Source organism: Halococcus sp. PRR34 (genome assembly GCF_028617175.1).
In the GTDB taxonomy this organism is placed as follows: Archaea; Halobacteriota; Halobacteria; order Halobacteriales; family Halococcaceae; genus Halococcus; species Halococcus salifodinae.
Window position 1 is genome coordinate 47,381 of sequence record NZ_JAQJDA010000018.1, and the last position, 14,923, is coordinate 62,303.

The 14,923-nt window shown below is 60.6% G+C and carries 13 protein-coding genes; 5 read left to right on the forward strand and 8 right to left on the reverse strand.

Annotated elements, in window-relative coordinates:
- Positions 1–446: 446 nt before the first annotated feature.
- From PHA81_RS16815 to PHA81_RS16845, 7 genes are read right to left on the reverse strand one after another with little or no spacing between them, the layout of a single operon-like run.
- Positions 447–689 (reverse strand): hypothetical protein, encoded by a 243-nt coding sequence (locus PHA81_RS16815; protein WP_005042800.1) that lies wholly within the window; start codon positions 687–689, stop codon positions 447–449.
- 3 nt (positions 690–692) lie between these two features.
- On the reverse strand, positions 693–2,534 hold the full coding sequence (locus PHA81_RS16820) for an IucA/IucC family siderophore biosynthesis protein (RefSeq protein ID WP_005042799.1): 1,842 nt from the start codon (positions 2,532–2,534) through the stop codon (positions 693–695).
- 2 nt (positions 2,535–2,536) lie between these two features.
- Complete coding sequence (locus PHA81_RS16825) at positions 2,537–3,907, reverse strand: lysine N(6)-hydroxylase/L-ornithine N(5)-oxygenase family protein (protein WP_005042798.1); 1,371 nt, start codon at positions 3,905–3,907, stop codon at positions 2,537–2,539.
- Positions 3,900–4,556: a GNAT family N-acetyltransferase gene (locus PHA81_RS16830; protein ID WP_005042791.1), complete on the reverse strand. Its 657-nt coding sequence runs from the start codon at positions 4,554–4,556 to the stop codon at positions 3,900–3,902. The genes PHA81_RS16825 and PHA81_RS16830 overlap by 8 nt, the downstream gene beginning before the upstream one ends.
- Complete coding sequence (locus PHA81_RS16835; protein ID WP_005042789.1) at positions 4,553–6,367, reverse strand: IucA/IucC family protein; 1,815 nt, start codon at positions 6,365–6,367, stop codon at positions 4,553–4,555. The genes PHA81_RS16830 and PHA81_RS16835 overlap by 4 nt, the downstream gene beginning before the upstream one ends.
- Positions 6,364–7,848: an aspartate aminotransferase family protein gene (locus PHA81_RS16840; RefSeq protein WP_005042786.1), complete on the reverse strand. Its 1,485-nt coding sequence runs from the start codon at positions 7,846–7,848 to the stop codon at positions 6,364–6,366. Before PHA81_RS16840 ends, PHA81_RS16835 begins: the two co-directional genes overlap by 4 nt.
- Positions 7,845–9,218 carry a diaminobutyrate--2-oxoglutarate transaminase gene (locus tag PHA81_RS16845; RefSeq protein ID WP_005042783.1) on the reverse strand — a complete coding sequence of 458 codons (1,374 nt, stop codon included), beginning with the start codon at positions 9,216–9,218 and terminating at the stop codon, positions 7,845–7,847. The genes PHA81_RS16840 and PHA81_RS16845 overlap by 4 nt, the downstream gene beginning before the upstream one ends.
- A gap of 485 nt (positions 9,219–9,703) precedes the next feature.
- Here PHA81_RS16845 and PHA81_RS16850 point away from each other — a divergent pair, with 485 nt between their 5' ends.
- From PHA81_RS16850 to PHA81_RS16870, 5 genes are all read left to right on the forward strand, one after another.
- Positions 9,704–10,126: a carboxypeptidase-like regulatory domain-containing protein gene (locus PHA81_RS16850; RefSeq protein ID WP_152424457.1), complete on the forward strand. Its 423-nt coding sequence runs from the start codon at positions 9,704–9,706 to the stop codon at positions 10,124–10,126.
- Positions 10,127–10,930: 804 nt separating this feature from the next.
- Complete coding sequence (locus PHA81_RS16855) at positions 10,931–11,401, forward strand: hypothetical protein (protein ID WP_005042775.1); 471 nt, start codon at positions 10,931–10,933, stop codon at positions 11,399–11,401.
- A 228-nt stretch (positions 11,402–11,629) separates the two neighbouring features.
- Complete coding sequence (locus PHA81_RS16860) at positions 11,630–12,145, forward strand: hypothetical protein (protein WP_005042773.1); 516 nt, start codon at positions 11,630–11,632, stop codon at positions 12,143–12,145.
- The gene (locus PHA81_RS16865) at positions 12,142–12,585 is read left to right on the forward strand and encodes a hypothetical protein (protein WP_005042770.1); all 444 of its coding nucleotides are present in this window, start codon (positions 12,142–12,144) and stop codon (positions 12,583–12,585) included. Before PHA81_RS16860 ends, PHA81_RS16865 begins: the two co-directional genes overlap by 4 nt.
- Positions 12,586–13,053: 468 nt before the next feature.
- Positions 13,054–13,311 (forward strand): hypothetical protein, encoded by a 258-nt coding sequence (locus tag PHA81_RS16870; protein ID WP_161606950.1) that lies wholly within the window; start codon positions 13,054–13,056, stop codon positions 13,309–13,311.
- A 1,016-nt stretch (positions 13,312–14,327) separates the two neighbouring features.
- On the opposite strand, the gene PHA81_RS16875 is transcribed toward PHA81_RS16870, so the two are convergent.
- Entirely contained in the window at positions 14,328–14,801 is a 474-nt protein-coding gene (locus tag PHA81_RS16875; protein WP_241430299.1) for a hypothetical protein, read from the reverse strand.
- Positions 14,802–14,923 lie beyond the last annotated feature (122 nt).

Sequence of the window (14,923 nt, forward strand, 5' to 3'; positions counted from 1 at the left end):
TCCACGAACCGTGCGTGCGAAGGCGATCGCCCCGCCCATGACCGTGAAAAGGAAGCCGGCGTTGTCGAGTCCGACGGTTGGTGCGTAGAGTGGCACCAACGCGTCGATTGCGCCAACCGGAATGCCCGCGAACGTGACCAGGGCTGCGCCGGCAAACTGCACGGCGAACCCGTAACGATGCGCTACCCAGAGCCCGGCTGGTGGTAGCACCACGAGCGCGACGTTCGGAACCACATCGAAGTACGCGAATCCCTCCGATTGACGGGCGTCCGGTAACCACGTCTGCGGCGATCGTCGGCATCACGGTGTTGCTGGCATCCCAGGTCAGTCCGTGCAGTATGCGAAGGCCGATCGCGACCCAGATAGCGGTCACCCACGTGAACGAGAGGGTCGTAGCCACGAACGCGACAGCAGCTATCGCCTGGACGCCGCGCCGGCCGAAGCGGTCAAGCAGCCACCCGGCTATCGGCCGTGGCTGCAAAGGTGAACGTGCCGAACGCGAGGCCGATGAGCGACTCGCTTTGGGTGACCGTTTCCATATACACCGCAAACGTCGGATGGATCGCCGCGTAGCCGCTGCAGGCGAGAAACTGTGTCCCGCAACCGAGCAGGAAGGCACGCGTCCACAGCGGTGGCTCCTCGTCGGCGATGAATGCTGTCTTGAGCCGCCGTGTTAGCGCGCTACTCATTTCCTAGTCGTCAGCGCGGCTCGACCGTTTCGCGTGCTCCGGCGTGTCGGCTGCGACCTCATAGAGGGGGTTCGTCACCGTGCCGTGCTCGGTGGCGTGGGGACGACCGGGCGCGTCGTCGTAGCCGTAGTCGAAGATTCGGTTCCGGTTGAGGCTGAGCTTCGTGAACTCGGGCTGAAGCAGGTCGAAGAGCTCGAACCGTTCTTCCAGTTCGGGGAACTGCGACTGGTAGTCAAGTATCGTCTCCCGCGCGTGGGTCCAGAACTGATCTTCGGAGTACTCCTCGTGTTCCACGAGGAGGTCCGCGACGTATCGGAGCACACAGACGAACAGTCCACAGAAGATGAACTGACAGAGTCCCTCGGGGGGCTCCTTTCGGAGAACGTCGTGCATCTCATCTGCGAGCGCGTCCAGTTCGGGAAGCGGCCGGTCGCTCACGTTCACGTCGTCGGCGAAGTCCTTGACCGCGAGGCGGGATGGAACCGCGTCTTCAACGACCAGGATCGTGTTCTGTCCGTGCGGGGAGAAGACCGTACCGTAGCGATAGAGGAAGTGCAAGAGCGGCGGAAGCACAGTCTCGAAGAACTCCGCAAGCCACTCGTCGAGCGTGAGTCCCGACTCCGCGACGAGTTGCGAGACGTAGGGTTCGCCCTCGCCGTCGACGTGCATCAGCGCGGAGAGCGTGATGGCTTCTTCGTCATCGTCCAGGAACGTGTAGATCGACTCTCGCCAGACAGCGCCGAGCAGTTCGTGGTACTGGTAGGGCGAGCCCTCGATGTCGGTGAAATCTGAGTGGTCGTAGTTGACGCCCGCGATCTCACCCGGGAGGACGAGCCCCTGCTCTTGCAGGAACTCGTCTTCCTCGTAAATACCCTTGACGTACTCGGTGACGGTGGGAGCGAGTTCAGTCCGCTCCCCGGGGAGACCGCGCCAGACCAGGGTATTGAGGATCCGCATTGGGACTTTGACGTGGTGTTTCTCCTCGTTGTCGACGTTGACGAAGGTACGTACCGACTGCTGTGGCAGGTACTCGTCCGGTCCTTCACCGAGTGGCACGATGTCCTCGGCCGCGATGTGATCGGGGAACAGCGGGACGATACTGTTCTCCCACTGCCAGTCGTGCACCGGCAGGAAGTAGTAGGCGTCCGGGTCGAGGCCCCGTGCGGCCAGCCGGTCGCGGAACTCCTCGTAACGGGAACCGAGTTCGCGCCGGACGAGCGAGTCGTGATCGACGTTTTCCGTAGCGACGAAGGTCGCCTTTTCCTTGTAGATGGCGACCCATGAGAGCGTCACGGGGGTTTTCCGCTCGGGTGCGAACTGTTGGTAGTCGTCGTACCCCCAGCCGAGACGACCTTTGTTGTACGTGATCCAGGGGTGACCCTCCATCTCGCCCTCGAGTTCGGCATAGTCAAAGTCGAGTAGATTGACGTCGTCGCGGTTTCGCTTGCGTGCCTCGATGTGGGCGTCGGCGAGAAGCGTTCGCTTGTACTCGCGAACGAGGTTCCCCTCAGTCAGACCGTCGAGATCAGTGGTTTCGCCGAGATCGTGAACGAGTCCGAGCGGATCCGTGAACGCGGTCCAGTCGTCGCTCCCGTCGCGACGTTCGACGGTGTCGCCGTAGACGTGGAGGCCGTCCATCAACCGCTCCGTCGCTTCGAATCGGTACGATGCCTCGCCGAGGTCGAAGCGGTAGGTAGCAGGCTCGTCGTCGACATTGACCTTTCGAGGTGCGATAATCTCTTCGTACGTGAACTCTTCGAGCATCTTCGTGAGGAGCCGGGATTCGACCGTCTCCCACGTTTCGCTGTCCAGTGCGTGCCGTCGTATCGTGTCGTTCGGATCCATCGTTAATTGTCGTTGGTGGGAGTTGCTTCGCTCCCGGGCTGCCGGGAGGCGGACGGTGCGCGTTCGACGAACTGCTCCACTGCGAAGTCCTGATAGACTGTGTCGTTGTCTTCGGGGTAGGCTTCCCGGCCGACGAGGCGATTGACGAACTTCGTGTTCCGATAGCAACCGAGCCCGAGGTCGGGAACACCGACCCCGTGGGTGTGGAGTTCGGCGTTCTGGAGGAACACGTCGCCCGTCACGTCGATGTCGAGGTGATGGTTCGGCGTCACCTCGAATCGGCCCTTGTCGTCCCAGTTGATCGCTTCCTTGAGCGGTTCGAGGAAGCCCGGAATCGGGCGCTCGTATCCGGTCCCGAGGACGACGACCTCGCTTTCGTGGACGAACGACTCCTCAGCCTGCCACTGGTGGCAGTCGAGGGCGTATGCCTCACCCGTGTCGGCGATGTCCCGCACCTCGGTCATCGCGAAGAGACCGACGTCGGGATCACAGTCGCCGATCGAGCGCCGATAGAGGAGGTCGTAGATTTCCGCGCTCGTTTCCGGGTCGACGCCCTTGTAGAGCAGCTCCTGGTTCGGAATGAGGTCGTCTTTCACTCCTTGAGGAAGGTCGTAGACGTACTGCTCGTACTCGGGCGTGAAGTGTTGCAGCCCAAGCTTGGAGTATTCCATCGGAAAGAAGCCGTCCGAGCGCGTCAACCAGTCCAGTCGATACCGTCCCTCTGGCTGTCGTTCCAGCAGGTCCTGGAAGACTTCGGCGGCGCTCTGGCCTGATCCTACGACGGTGACCGACTCGGCATTCAGTACACGCTCGCGGTTGTCGCGGTAGCGTGCCGTGTGGAAGACGTCCTCGTCCGGATGGCCCTGGAGCGATTCCGGAATCTGAGGCCGCGATCCGATCCCGAGCGCGACGTTTTCGCCGCGGTACTCGAACCGGTCGCCGGTCTCAGGATGGCGGGCCGTGACGACGTAGTGATCGCGCTCCTCGTCCCACCGGAGTTCGGTCACCTCGCGACTGAACCGACAGCTGTCAACGTTCTCGCAGACCCACTGCAGGTAGTCGTTGTACTCGCGACGGAGCGTCTGGAACGTCTCGTAAAAGTAAAACTCGTAGATGCGCCCCGTTTCCCGCAGGTAGTTGAGATAGCTGTGTGGGTTCGTCGGGTCCGCGAGCGACACGAGGTCGGCAAGGAACGGCACCTCGAGGGTCGTTCCCTCGAGCAGCATTCCTTCGTGCCAGTTGAACTCGGGCTCTCGTTCGAGTAACGCGGCATCAACGGATTCCTCGACGCCGTCCAACAGGGCTGCGAGACCGAGATTGAATGGTCCCAGTCCGACGCCGACGACATCGTGTACGAGGTCCGAATCAGTCATCGGGACTCACCTCGCTGCGGTCGTCCGCCCCCGTTCGGGGCGCAGCGGTCGCGTCAACGAGTACATCGGTCTCGAACCGCTCTCGCTCGCAGACCATCAGTACGGCGTCTTTCTCGGCCTCGTCGAAGCGGAACTCCCGTCGCGGTTCGAACCCGCACTGCTCGAAGACGTGGATGACGCGCTCGTTGCGAGCGTCCGGTTCCGCGACGACGCAGTCGGTCTCGGGGTGGCGGAACTGTATCCCGACTACGGCTCGCATCAGGGGTACCGCGTAGCCTTGTCCCAGATACTCCTCGGGGCCAATGAGCAGGTGGACGCCCTGGTCGGTCGGCTCGGCGTCGTAGTGGTTCGCGACGTCGTCCTCGGCCGCCCAGTAGCACTCCCAGTAGCTCATCGGAACGTGGTCCAAACACCCGATGTAGGGCGTCAGATGACCATCCGCGAGTTTCCCGGTGAGGCGGTCGCAGAACGCCGGCAACGGCAGATCGAGCTCCCAGTACGGTTTCACGTGGTCGCTCGCCAGCCAGGCGTGGAGCCGACCGAGGTCGCGGTCGAACGTCGCCTGCCGGAGCGAGATGGTCTTCTCGATCGTCGGGTCGTAGGTCTGGTAGTCGTAATCAGTCGCGATGGTTGCGTCGGGTCCGGTCATGAATCGAGTTCGGTGACGAGGGGGTTCTTCACGTCCGTGTAGACGGACTGGTTCTCAAGGTCGTTCTCCAGTTCGTCCAGTCCCCGGAAGCGCGTCAGTAAGTTGGCTTTACAGGGGACGGTCGGCGACTCCAGCAGCGGGGCGAGAAAGTCCGACGAGGGACGGTCGTAGCGGTCGCGAGCCCGTTCGAGTTCGTCGCGGAGGAGCGCCAACAGCTGCCGCTCGTCGACGAGCCCGGCGCTTCCGAAGGCGTTGACGACGTCGAGTGCGTTGTTCAGGACAACGTAGTAGCGGAGCCGCTCGTCGGCGATGGAATCGGCACAGACGGTATCGGCGCGCTCGCCGACGCCTGGGAGGTAGGCGTCGACCTCGGGATACTGCGATTCGGGGAAGTAGAACCCCTGGTTGTCGCGATAGCGGAACTCGCTCGGGTAGCCGGCCTCGTCGAGCGTGAGTACGGAGTTCTGTTGGTGCGCCTCCACACCGACGCCCTGATCGAGATAGAGCCACAGCACCGGGCGAATAGCGATTTCCAAATACCGGCGGAACCACTCTTCGCTGACCGCTTCGGTATCACGTCCATCGCGTTCGGCGATGGTCGTGACGAGACGACCGAGACGAGATCGACCCACAATAGCGTCCTGACAGAGCGATACCAGGGGTGTAGAACGCTCTGCCAGATCGCCGTGGAAGGGATTGGCCCGGAGAACCGTCTCCAGTCCGGACTCGCGTTCGTCGCCGATGTCGAGCGCGAGGAAGGCGGGGTCGCGAACGATATCGAAGTTCGGGAACCCATCGGCGAGTTCGTCGCCGAACGCGGTGTCGAGAAGTTCCGCGACGGCCACGCCTCGGTCGAGCTCCGGGCGTTTGTTCGTCCGCACGGAGTTGGTGATCTTCACGTGCAACGACGATTTCACCATGAACGGGGCGTCGGGAGCGTAGAGAGTCCGGACCGAGGTCGTCGGATAGAACTCCTGCCCGACGGCACCCAGGTGCTCGATTCCGTCTCCGAGGTGCCGCTGGACGCGTGACTGGTCGAGGAGGTACTCCGCCTGCCAGGGGTGGACCGGCAACAAGGCGTCTCCGCTGTCGACGTGTTCCTCGACAAACGACGTGGGCACGCTGTCGTCGTCGCGGAGGGCATCTTTCACCCAGGTCGTGGCGCACCGATCGAGCGCCGAGTCCGACGTGATGAGGTCGGGATCGGCACGGAAGTAGTGAAGCGGGAACGACCCGCGAAGCTCGGGCGCGAACGTGTCTTGGTTCCGGGTAGCGATGCCCTGACGACTCTTGGGCGTCGGATGACGGTGATGCCCGAAGACGAGCGCCTGCTCGGTGTCGCGGAACGACAGCCGCTCGCCGTAGAGTCGCGCGTCGTCACCCTCACGTGCTCGGACGAAGGTCTCGACGTTTCGCTTGCTCCGGAGGACTCGCTCTAAGAGCTCGTCCGGAGCGGAGCCGTCTGGTCGGTCCAGCGAGAGGTCTTTCACTACGAGTGATGCGAGGGTCGCGGCGTCGGCCCGGCAGACGGTCCCATCGGGGAGACGATACCGAACGGGCATGTCGAACAGATGGCGCTCGGTCGGCGACCGGTACTCGAGGGGTGCCAGTACGTCGATCCGCTGTTCGAGAAGCCGAGTCCGAAGCAGGCCCTCGGGACCGGGCGCGACGTCTGCAACGGACTCGTCGGAGACCGTATAGTCGCCAGTCTCGCGGAGGTAACAGTTGAGGAACGCGTGTATCGCGGCGTCGTCGGCCCGTTCGGCGGGATCGACGTCCCGGTCCGCACGACCGTCGAACGACAGTGTCATGCGACCACCTCCTCGTCTCGGACGACCGCCGCGCCGCAGTCCCTGATGACGTCTAACATCTCGGCGACGTCGTCCAGCGTCGCGGTCGGATTCAGCAGCGTGAACTTCAGACTGGTCACGCCCGTGACCTCCGTCCTGGCGACGACGGCCCGACCGTCGTGGAGCAACTGTTCTCGAACGTTCGCGTTCAACCGGCTCACAGCGGCGTCGGACATCGCTTCGCGCGGGCGATAGCGGAAGACGACCGCGTTCAACGTCGGCTCGTGCAACAGTTCGAAATCGGTCGCCTCCTCGATGAGCGATGCAGCGTCTCGGGCCAAATTCAGGGTCTCCTCGACGAGAGCTGCCATTCCCTCGCGACCGATTGCACGGAACGCGACGTAGGGTTTCAGCGCGTCGAACCGACGCGTCGTCTGGACGGACTTCGCGACGAGGTTCGGAACGCCGGTTTCGTCGTGCTCCTCCGGATTGAGGTAGGCAGCATTGCGCGCCATCCACCCGAAATCATCCCCGTCGCCCAGCAGGAACGCGCCGCAGCTGATGGGCTGGTAGAACAGTTTGTGGAAGTCCACGGCAACAGAATCGGCGCGCTCGATGCCGTCGAGCAGGTCGGCGTGGCCAGTCAGAGCGAGGGCACCGCCGTATGCGGCATCGACGTGGTACCAAAGGTCGTACTCAGCCGCCCGGTCAGCGAGTTCGGTTAGCGGATCGATGCTGCCGAAGTCGGTGGTCCCGGCAGTCCCGACGAGCGCGAAGGGGTTCGCGTCACCGGTGTCGAGTTCGGCGAGTATCGCGTCGAGCGCGTCCGTATCCATCCGGCGGTCCTCGTCGATGGGGACAGTGACGACCGCGTCTTCGCCGAGTCCGAGGTGATGGGCCGCCTGCTTACCCGTGAAGTGGGCTTCCTCCGAACAGAGAACGCGAAGCGATTCGGCTTCTGGTGGAAGTCCGCCCGACTGCACGTCGCGGCCGAACTGTCGATGACAGTAACGGTCGCGGGCCAACAGGAGGGCCTGGAAGTTCGACTGCGTCCCGCCGCTTGTGAAGACGCCGTCCGAGACGTCTGGAAGATCGAACAGTCCGCAAAGGGCATCTACGACCTCTCCTTCGAGGACGGTCGCGGCGGGCGCCTGATCGAAGGAGTCGAGCGACTGATTCGCCGCAGTGAGCATCGCCTCCGCAGCGAGCCCCGGAATCATGGGCGGACACTGGAGGTGAGCCGCACACCGCGGGTTCGAGGTCGCGACGGAATGTGCGAGAATCCTCGTGGCGGCCTCGTCGATAGCGGCCTCGAGACCCGTCCCGGTTTCGGGAATGACGGGGTCTTCGAATGCCCCGGAGAGCGCTTCTGGCGACCGCCCGGAGTAGGGGTTATCGGTGCTGTCGAAGCTACTCACGACGGCGTCGGTCGCCCGCTCCATGGCCTCCCGGTACGCGGTAGTACCTGTCTCGGAGCCGAGGAACAGTTCGTCCCCGCTCATGCGGCCACCTCGGCTGGTTCCGCGTCGGTCTTGGTGACGGCGGCGACGGCCTCCTCGAAGATGGCGGCGATCTCGTCGATCTGGGACACGGAGACGATCAGTGGCGGGAGGAACCGGGCGGTCGCGCTCTCGCGGCCACCGAGTTCGACGATAAGTCCGCGGTCGAAACACTCGGCCTGAACTGCCGCCGCGAAATCGCCGTCCGGAGCGTGCGGACCCGGACCCTGCCAGTCGGCGTCGGTGTCGACGAACTCGACGCCCAGCATCAGCCCGCGACCACGGACGTCTCCTATCGAACCGAACTGCTCGGCCGTCGATTCGAGATGCTCTCGGAGACGTGCACCCGCGTTGGCAGCGTGGGCGTCGAGATCGTTCTCGAGTACGTAGTCGATGGTCGCTTCTCCGGCCGCCATCGCGAGCTGGTTTCCGCGGAACGTTCCTGCGTGCGCGCCCGGCTCCCAGACGTCGAGCTCCTCGTCGTAGACGACGACGGCGAGCGGGAGCCCGCCGCCGATGGCTTTCGAGAGCGTGACTACGTCGGGTATTATGCCGGCGTGCTCGAAGGCGTACGTCTCGCCGGTCCGCCCGAGACCCGCCTGAATCTCGTCTAGGATGAGCGGGATGTCGCGCTCGCGCGTGATGCGACGAATCTCTCGGAGCCACGCATCGGGTGAGGGGATCGTTCCCCCTTCTCCCTGAACGGGTTCGAGAATCATCCCGGCAGGGTCGGTGATTCCACTTTCATCGTCGTCGAGAAGGTTCTCGACGTAGTCGCTTCCGATCCGGTGACCGGTCTCGCCGCCGACGCCGAACGGACACCGATAGTCGTACGGGAACGGCAGGTGGTGGACCTCGTTCATCAGTCCCGGAATGGGCTCCTTGGCGTCGGTGTCGCCCATCAGCGAGAGCGCCCCGCTCGTCATCCCGTGGTAGGCGCCCTGGAATCCGAGGATGCTCCGGTTCCCGGTGGCCGTCTTGACGAGTTTGAGAGCCGCTTCGACGGCGTCGGTTCCGGCCGGACTACAGAACTGCACCTTCGCTCGCTCGCTGAACTCGTCGGGCAGGCTCTCGAACAGCGAGTCGACGAACCGCTCTTTCGCGGGCGTGGAGATGTCGAGCGTGTGGAGCGGTCGACTGGTCTCGAGCGTGCGCTCCATCGCTTCGACGATTCGCGGGTGATTGTGGCCGAGGGCGAGCGTCCCCGCCCCGGCAAGACAATCGTAGTATTCGTTCCCGTCCATGTCCGTTACGGTGACTCCCTGTGCCTCGCGGATAGCCAGCGGGAGATGGCGGGGATACGTCCGCGCGTTCGATTCACGCCCGGCTTGCTGGGAGAGGATGGCGCTGTTATCCTGCTCGAGATAGCTCATCGTGCTCCACCTCCACGACGAGTCGAAACCGTTGCACGGAGTGCGGGTGCTCGCGTATCTGGTTGTCGCATATATTCTTAGGCTAACCTAAAAATGCATAAAACCGTCGATTTTCAGGCCGGCCTAAAACAACCCGGATCCAAATCTCGTAGTGACAGTTGACATGAAACCCGTTCGGACGGGAGGTCGCGGAGACTCCGACGGGAGTTTGTTATAGGGATTATCGGAGCAATCCGTAGTTTTGCACGAGTCCCCTCCAACAGTTGAGAGATGCAGCGTGCGAGATACAGGGCGCGTATCTTGTAAATCGCCCGCGCTCAATACTGTATCCGAATTTGGATACGGTTCGCCAAAGAGTGAGAGTAGTCCAGAATTTGTCCGAGAGAATCGCACGGACAGAACGCAGTTTTCAAGCTATATATCATAAACACAAATATCTTTCTAGAAACATTATTGGAGGAGGAGATCAGTGAATGTATTGAGCTATGACAAACTGGATTCGCTGGGGAGGTGTTTTCGCCTGCACAGCGTTGGTACTCAGCGGAAGTTTCGTCATAGCTGAGGAATTCAGGGTGAGTGCTGCAGGGGTAGTGGATTCTGATCCGAGTACAGGGTCGTTGATCGTGGACATCACCGACCAGAACGGCGCTGGTGTCGGGAACGAGACGGTCGTCATTACGGATGCTATCACGGGCGAGCAGGTGTTCAACGGGGCCACCAACAACGCTGGTCAGATCGAAACCAACCTGTCAGCGGGATCGTATAATGTGGAAGCCGGCGGAACCACGAAAATCGTTACCGTTGTGGGCGGCAGCACGGTTTCGCTGAACTTCAACGTCGCTGTCGAAGATGTTCCCGATCCGACCCCGCTTGAAGGGTCAGCGTCCACTCCCTCTTTCTGCTGTTGATGGTGTAGTGACTACCCCGTAACGTTTGATTACCGTTCATCAGTAAATAGCTGCTATTCGACAGGACGAATGATCTGTCGCAATAGCCCTACACCAGCAGAAATCGAGTAGATGGTGCCCTCATGGCCCTTTTGCTGACTACACGCTCTGTATCTCGCACGCTGGTCTCAGCCAGATGGATTTGGTACGTTAGAAAGTATGGACACCACTGCGAATCCCTATAGGCTAGCCTAAAATAACCCAATGGTTCCAGATCCAAGTGATGCCGTGGCAGATCGCGGTTCGAGGTTTCGCGCAAGATCGGCGAGTGATCGCGGCAGCAGAAGCAGAGGGGCCGACCAGGCTACCAGATCACGTATTCCGTGCGATCGCCGGTAACCGTTCAGTCATCAGTCGAGTATCTTGACTGTGGGCCGGTCGCCGGGGTCTTATCGGGGTTCCACGCGCCGTAATGAATCAGTTCGTCACCGTCGATACGCTCACGCTAACCCTAAAGAAATTCGGTGGGTCGGTGCGTGAACTTGAACGACCACGAACTGTTTTCGTGGAGAAACGTCGTGGTTGAGTTATGAATCCAGAAGACGTCTTCACCCCAGATCGCTATCCGGAGAACAACTTCATCCCCGTGAAGAGCACCAACTGGAGGAAACAATCCAGTGGACGAAGTGAACAGCTGCACCGGTCCATTTAGTCGACCCGGCCGATAGCGAGAAGACGAGTCTCGCCAAGCATACAACAGCAGATCAACCACTTCTCACGATCCGAGGAAGCGAAATCAGTCAGGAGGACGATGTTGCGAGACAGTTGTTCGCCAACCTCATCGCCGAGGGCAGTGCTGTCCCGCCGACGTTGACGCCATCCGAGGAGAGAATCGAGCAGGTACGTGACAAACTCAGAGACCAGATGCGAGTCGTGAAGGACGTTTTTCGCGCTGGCGAGGTTGCCGTCCTCTACGACGATTTTCACGCCATCCTGGACGACCTGCAAGTGTACGTCGCCAACCCGGTCAAGGCCCAGTTTGACCGTGGAGTTGACATATTCGTCACTTCCACGCAGTCGGGGAGAGGTGATCTCACTCTCGCTGATGGGGATCTCTCCGGGCGGGTCTGCTCGGTCGATGTACCGACCTGGACGACTCGTGACCTCGAGTTGATTGGTCGCAATGGCTTCGATATGCTTGATGCCAGCGTCGACGAGGGAACAATTACGAGCGTCGCCGAACGCGCGGATGGCTCACCGACCGAGATGCATCGACTCTGTCTGGCGGCTCTGTAACCGACGATCGTATCCTGCTTGGCGACACGGAGAATGCGGGCCATGCATTGAAATCACCAGTCGCAACTACCACTCTCGGAATTCGAAATGGATTGTCTCCCTCATCGAGCGTCTTTACTGTACGATTTAAATCGAATGACGCTATCGAACGCGTTGGCTTCAAGCTGATGGGTAGATATAATCCGATCCGCCTCAATTTATTTCCATTAGGAGTGCGTAGGCAGAGACATGAGTGGTGATCCGAACCGCGACTGGACCGAAGGCCTGTCCGCGGCCGAGCGCGTCGAAGCTGTCGCGCTCACGGTCAGCGAACCACAAACAGCCAATTGGGTCGCTGCAGAAGCAGAAGTTGCCCACGAGACCGCAACGAAGTACCTCAGCCAACTCGCAGACGACGGAAATCTGATCGCCGATTCACAGGGTCAACAAACCACTTACGAGCCCGATCCCGTCGGTCAGTACCTCATCGAAATGCGCGAACTCTACGAGCACTACTCGCCAGATGAGCTCGCTCGGAGTCTTGAGGAGATGAACGAGCAGATTCGCGCGTGGAAATCCGAATACGATGCCGAAACATCCAATCAGCTGCGAGCAAGCCTCGCAAGCGAAGATATCGGAGACGAGCGTGAACGCCGTCAGGCCGCACGTGAGTGGGACCACCTCGCCACGCGTCGCCGGCTCGTCGAAGATGCCCTTCGACTCTACGACCGCTTCCCTGGTGAACCGCGCTCTGCCTCCGCATGAATGAACCAGGAGCAGAAAATCAAGCCCTCTATCGGACGCTCAAGGATATCCTGAACCGCCAAGCCGAGGTGATTTCAGTCTGGTTCGAGCCAGACGCGATTCAAAAACGGTACCTGGCTGCCGAGGTCGACCCACAGCGCGTCGTTCCCTCAACCGGTCCAGAGTCTCCAAGACTTGGGGTCCATTGGAAGCTTACGCCGCCGCATGACGTCTTTCGGGTTGACTACGCCGATCCAAACCTCGATTTTCACTGTGGCTGGCATCAGGACGAAGATCACAGTAACCTCGGCGCAGCGCACTTTCAGTACCAGACAGCGTCGATGGAGACACCACACCACGAAGGAGTCGTCTTCGAAGCAGAGTCGCCTCCGAAACTCCTCTGGGAGTGCTGTAGTGAACTCTTCGAGGAGATTCTTTTCACCGATACGGAAGAATTCTAATCCGAATCGGAGTCGCTGACTCGCCAGCGTACGTACTGACGCGATAGCGTTCGGTTTCGAATAATACCACGATAGCTCGAATCGTCTACATCGAGAGGTAGCCTCATCTACCGTCGCCTGTTCAACAAACCTATTACAGATTATCCGTAATCCATAAATACGGGAGTCACCCCTGTCACAGACCGTCTCACGTCAGGAGGGAGAGATCATTCGCGATTTTCTCTCGATCGCCGACCGCCTCGCGTAAGCGCGGGATCGCCCGCCAACAGGCCCGATCCATCATTTTTGTAGGCTAAGGGCTGCTCCGATAGATACTGTGCTGTCATCTCTGCTTGTGATTCATTTACATCGCTACGGTCACAGGGAGTCGTCTTGCGATCCACCGCCGTCAGCGAATACAGATGGTGATGACACCTATTGCGGCGTATCAAGGGAAGCCGTCAGCTTCTGCTGTGCGTCAAGGCCTGCGTGAAATCGATCAACAATCTCTACTTGGTGCTCCGGACACGCAAGGGCGGCAACTGCTCCGTCCTGCACCGGGATCAGGGGTTGATTCGGGTTGTGGGGCGCGAGGTGACAGCTGGGACAACTGATACCGCCGGCTGGTCGGTGATCCAGGAGTTCAGCTGTGTGTTCAGTAGTGAGTCCACAGACGTCGATGAACTGTTTGAGATGGTTGTCACAGCCAATGAGAGGGAGCGTGAGGTGATCCAAGAGGAGGAATGAGATCGTGTGACTTCTGTGAGAGTGGAGAGCAGACTCGCACGCATCACACGGGATGGGCGGATGACTTTGAAAGTCTTCGTGCTGTTGCTGGGAGTCTTCTGCTGGAGGCACAACTCGGTTTCGCCCGCCAAACGGGTAAGTAATGGGAACCTCACGACCTCACCGAACTCAGTAGCCAGTCCGGCGAGGACGGCATCGCTCTTCACGGTATCAACACTGGACTCCGAACCGGCGAGTGGGCTAAACGCCAACCCAGTCGACTGAAGAAGGACGTTCTGCAAAGCGTAGACGAGACGTCGCTATGTCTCTTTAAGTGGTTCTGGCGACAAGGTGAAGATACGAGAGAGGTACGCTGGGTTCTACGCGGAACAGAAGTCTACAAAATATCTCCTTCACCTCCCAGTAGTCAGTATGCTCTGCGCTCCGTGAACAGCACAGTAAATCCTCGAGATCGAAGCCACGATGAGTGCGTCGGCCTGCTTCCGAAGAGGACCCTAACGGGTGGCTGACTGGAAAATGGGCCGGTCGGTTTGACCCCCGGCCCGTGGTTCGCGTATGCTCCTACGCACGGCATTCCCGTGTTGACCGCACGTAGCACAGGCAAACACACCTGCACGTCTCTATACAGATTCCTATTTCTTAGTTCTTGTTGCCAATTAGCATTGAAACACTGGTAGGAAAGAGTGTGAGAGAAGTACACCGACCACGCAGACATCCTCCGCAACTCGGTGTACCACACGAGCCGAGGAAGTAACACCGTGTTCGTGATGCAGGACCGGTTGTCGGCCGAGCAGGCAGTCGAACAGGGTGCGATACCGCTTGCCGACTCGGACACCAGCTTTCGATTGTAACCCGACAGTTCCAGAGAAACCGGGCGAATCATCACTGGCTCACCCAGAAAGCGTGCCTGAGCGTGTTCATCACGCATCTCGTGAGGGGAAACAGTGGCATACTCGCCCGCAACGGTCCGCTTGACAACGTCACCGCGTCCTCAGGGTGGATGCGACTAACGGCGTTCATGCACTCTCACCACCACCGTCGCAAACGATCCACATCCAGTGGCGTGCGGTCTGGTCCCGCTCGATCGTGAGGTCGTCGGGCTGGGGGCAGTCGCCTTCGGCGATCGCCGTGAGAACTCTGCCGACGCGCTGGGCAGAGATACCGGTTGCGTCCTCGATCTCGTAGGACTTGACACGGATCCGGTCGCCGTCCCACTCGTAACGATCCGCGTAGCGTGCGCGGAGGTCCGTGAGTATCACCTCGCGAGCGGTGGGAACGCCCGCGGCAATGAGGACGTCATTCCACGAGGTGTCGGTGTCGTGACGGTGATCGAGCGTCGAGCGGTTGTGTGGGCCGTACTCGGCAGCTTCGGCCCCGCTCGGTGGATACCCGAGTCGATTGTATGCCCGACGGATCTGTCGGGCGATATCTCCCGCCGGGACGTCCATATCCGTTGTCGCGCTGCCGGAGGTCTTAGTTTCGGCGCTCATCGCCTCAACCCCACAGGGTTCGTCTGTAGTTTGGTGCCTTCATTGTCGCTAGTTGTCCACTTTGGCTCAACAGCCCAATAGCTGATACGTTGTAGGAATGAAGCGGATGAATCAGTGACCTG

Excerpts from the sequence above, each read along its gene's own strand:
- PHA81_RS16815 (WP_005042800.1), bottom strand. The coding sequence starts at position 689 with ATGAGTAGCGCGCTAACACGGCGGCTCAAGACAGCATTCATCGCCGAC.
- PHA81_RS16820 (WP_005042799.1), bottom strand. The coding sequence starts at position 2,534 with ATGGATCCGAACGACACGATACGACGGCACGCACTGGACAGCGAAACG.
- PHA81_RS16825 (WP_005042798.1), bottom strand. The coding sequence starts at position 3,907 with ATGACTGATTCGGACCTCGTACACGATGTCGTCGGCGTCGGACTGGGA.
- PHA81_RS16830 (WP_005042791.1), bottom strand. The coding sequence starts at position 4,556 with ATGACCGGACCCGACGCAACCATCGCGACTGATTACGACTACCAGACC.
- PHA81_RS16835 (WP_005042789.1), bottom strand. The coding sequence starts at position 6,367 with ATGACACTGTCGTTCGACGGTCGTGCGGACCGGGACGTCGATCCCGCC.
- PHA81_RS16840 (WP_005042786.1), bottom strand. The coding sequence starts at position 7,848 with ATGAGCGGGGACGAACTGTTCCTCGGCTCCGAGACAGGTACTACCGCG.
- PHA81_RS16845 (WP_005042783.1), bottom strand. The coding sequence starts at position 9,218 with ATGAGCTATCTCGAGCAGGATAACAGCGCCATCCTCTCCCAGCAAGCC.
- PHA81_RS16850 (WP_152424457.1), top strand. The coding sequence starts at position 9,704 with ATGACAAACTGGATTCGCTGGGGAGGTGTTTTCGCCTGCACAGCGTTG.
- PHA81_RS16860 (WP_005042773.1), top strand. The coding sequence starts at position 11,630 with ATGAGTGGTGATCCGAACCGCGACTGGACCGAAGGCCTGTCCGCGGCC.
- PHA81_RS16865 (WP_005042770.1), top strand. The coding sequence starts at position 12,142 with ATGAATGAACCAGGAGCAGAAAATCAAGCCCTCTATCGGACGCTCAAG.
- PHA81_RS16875 (WP_241430299.1), bottom strand. The coding sequence starts at position 14,801 with ATGAGCGCCGAAACTAAGACCTCCGGCAGCGCGACAACGGATATGGAC.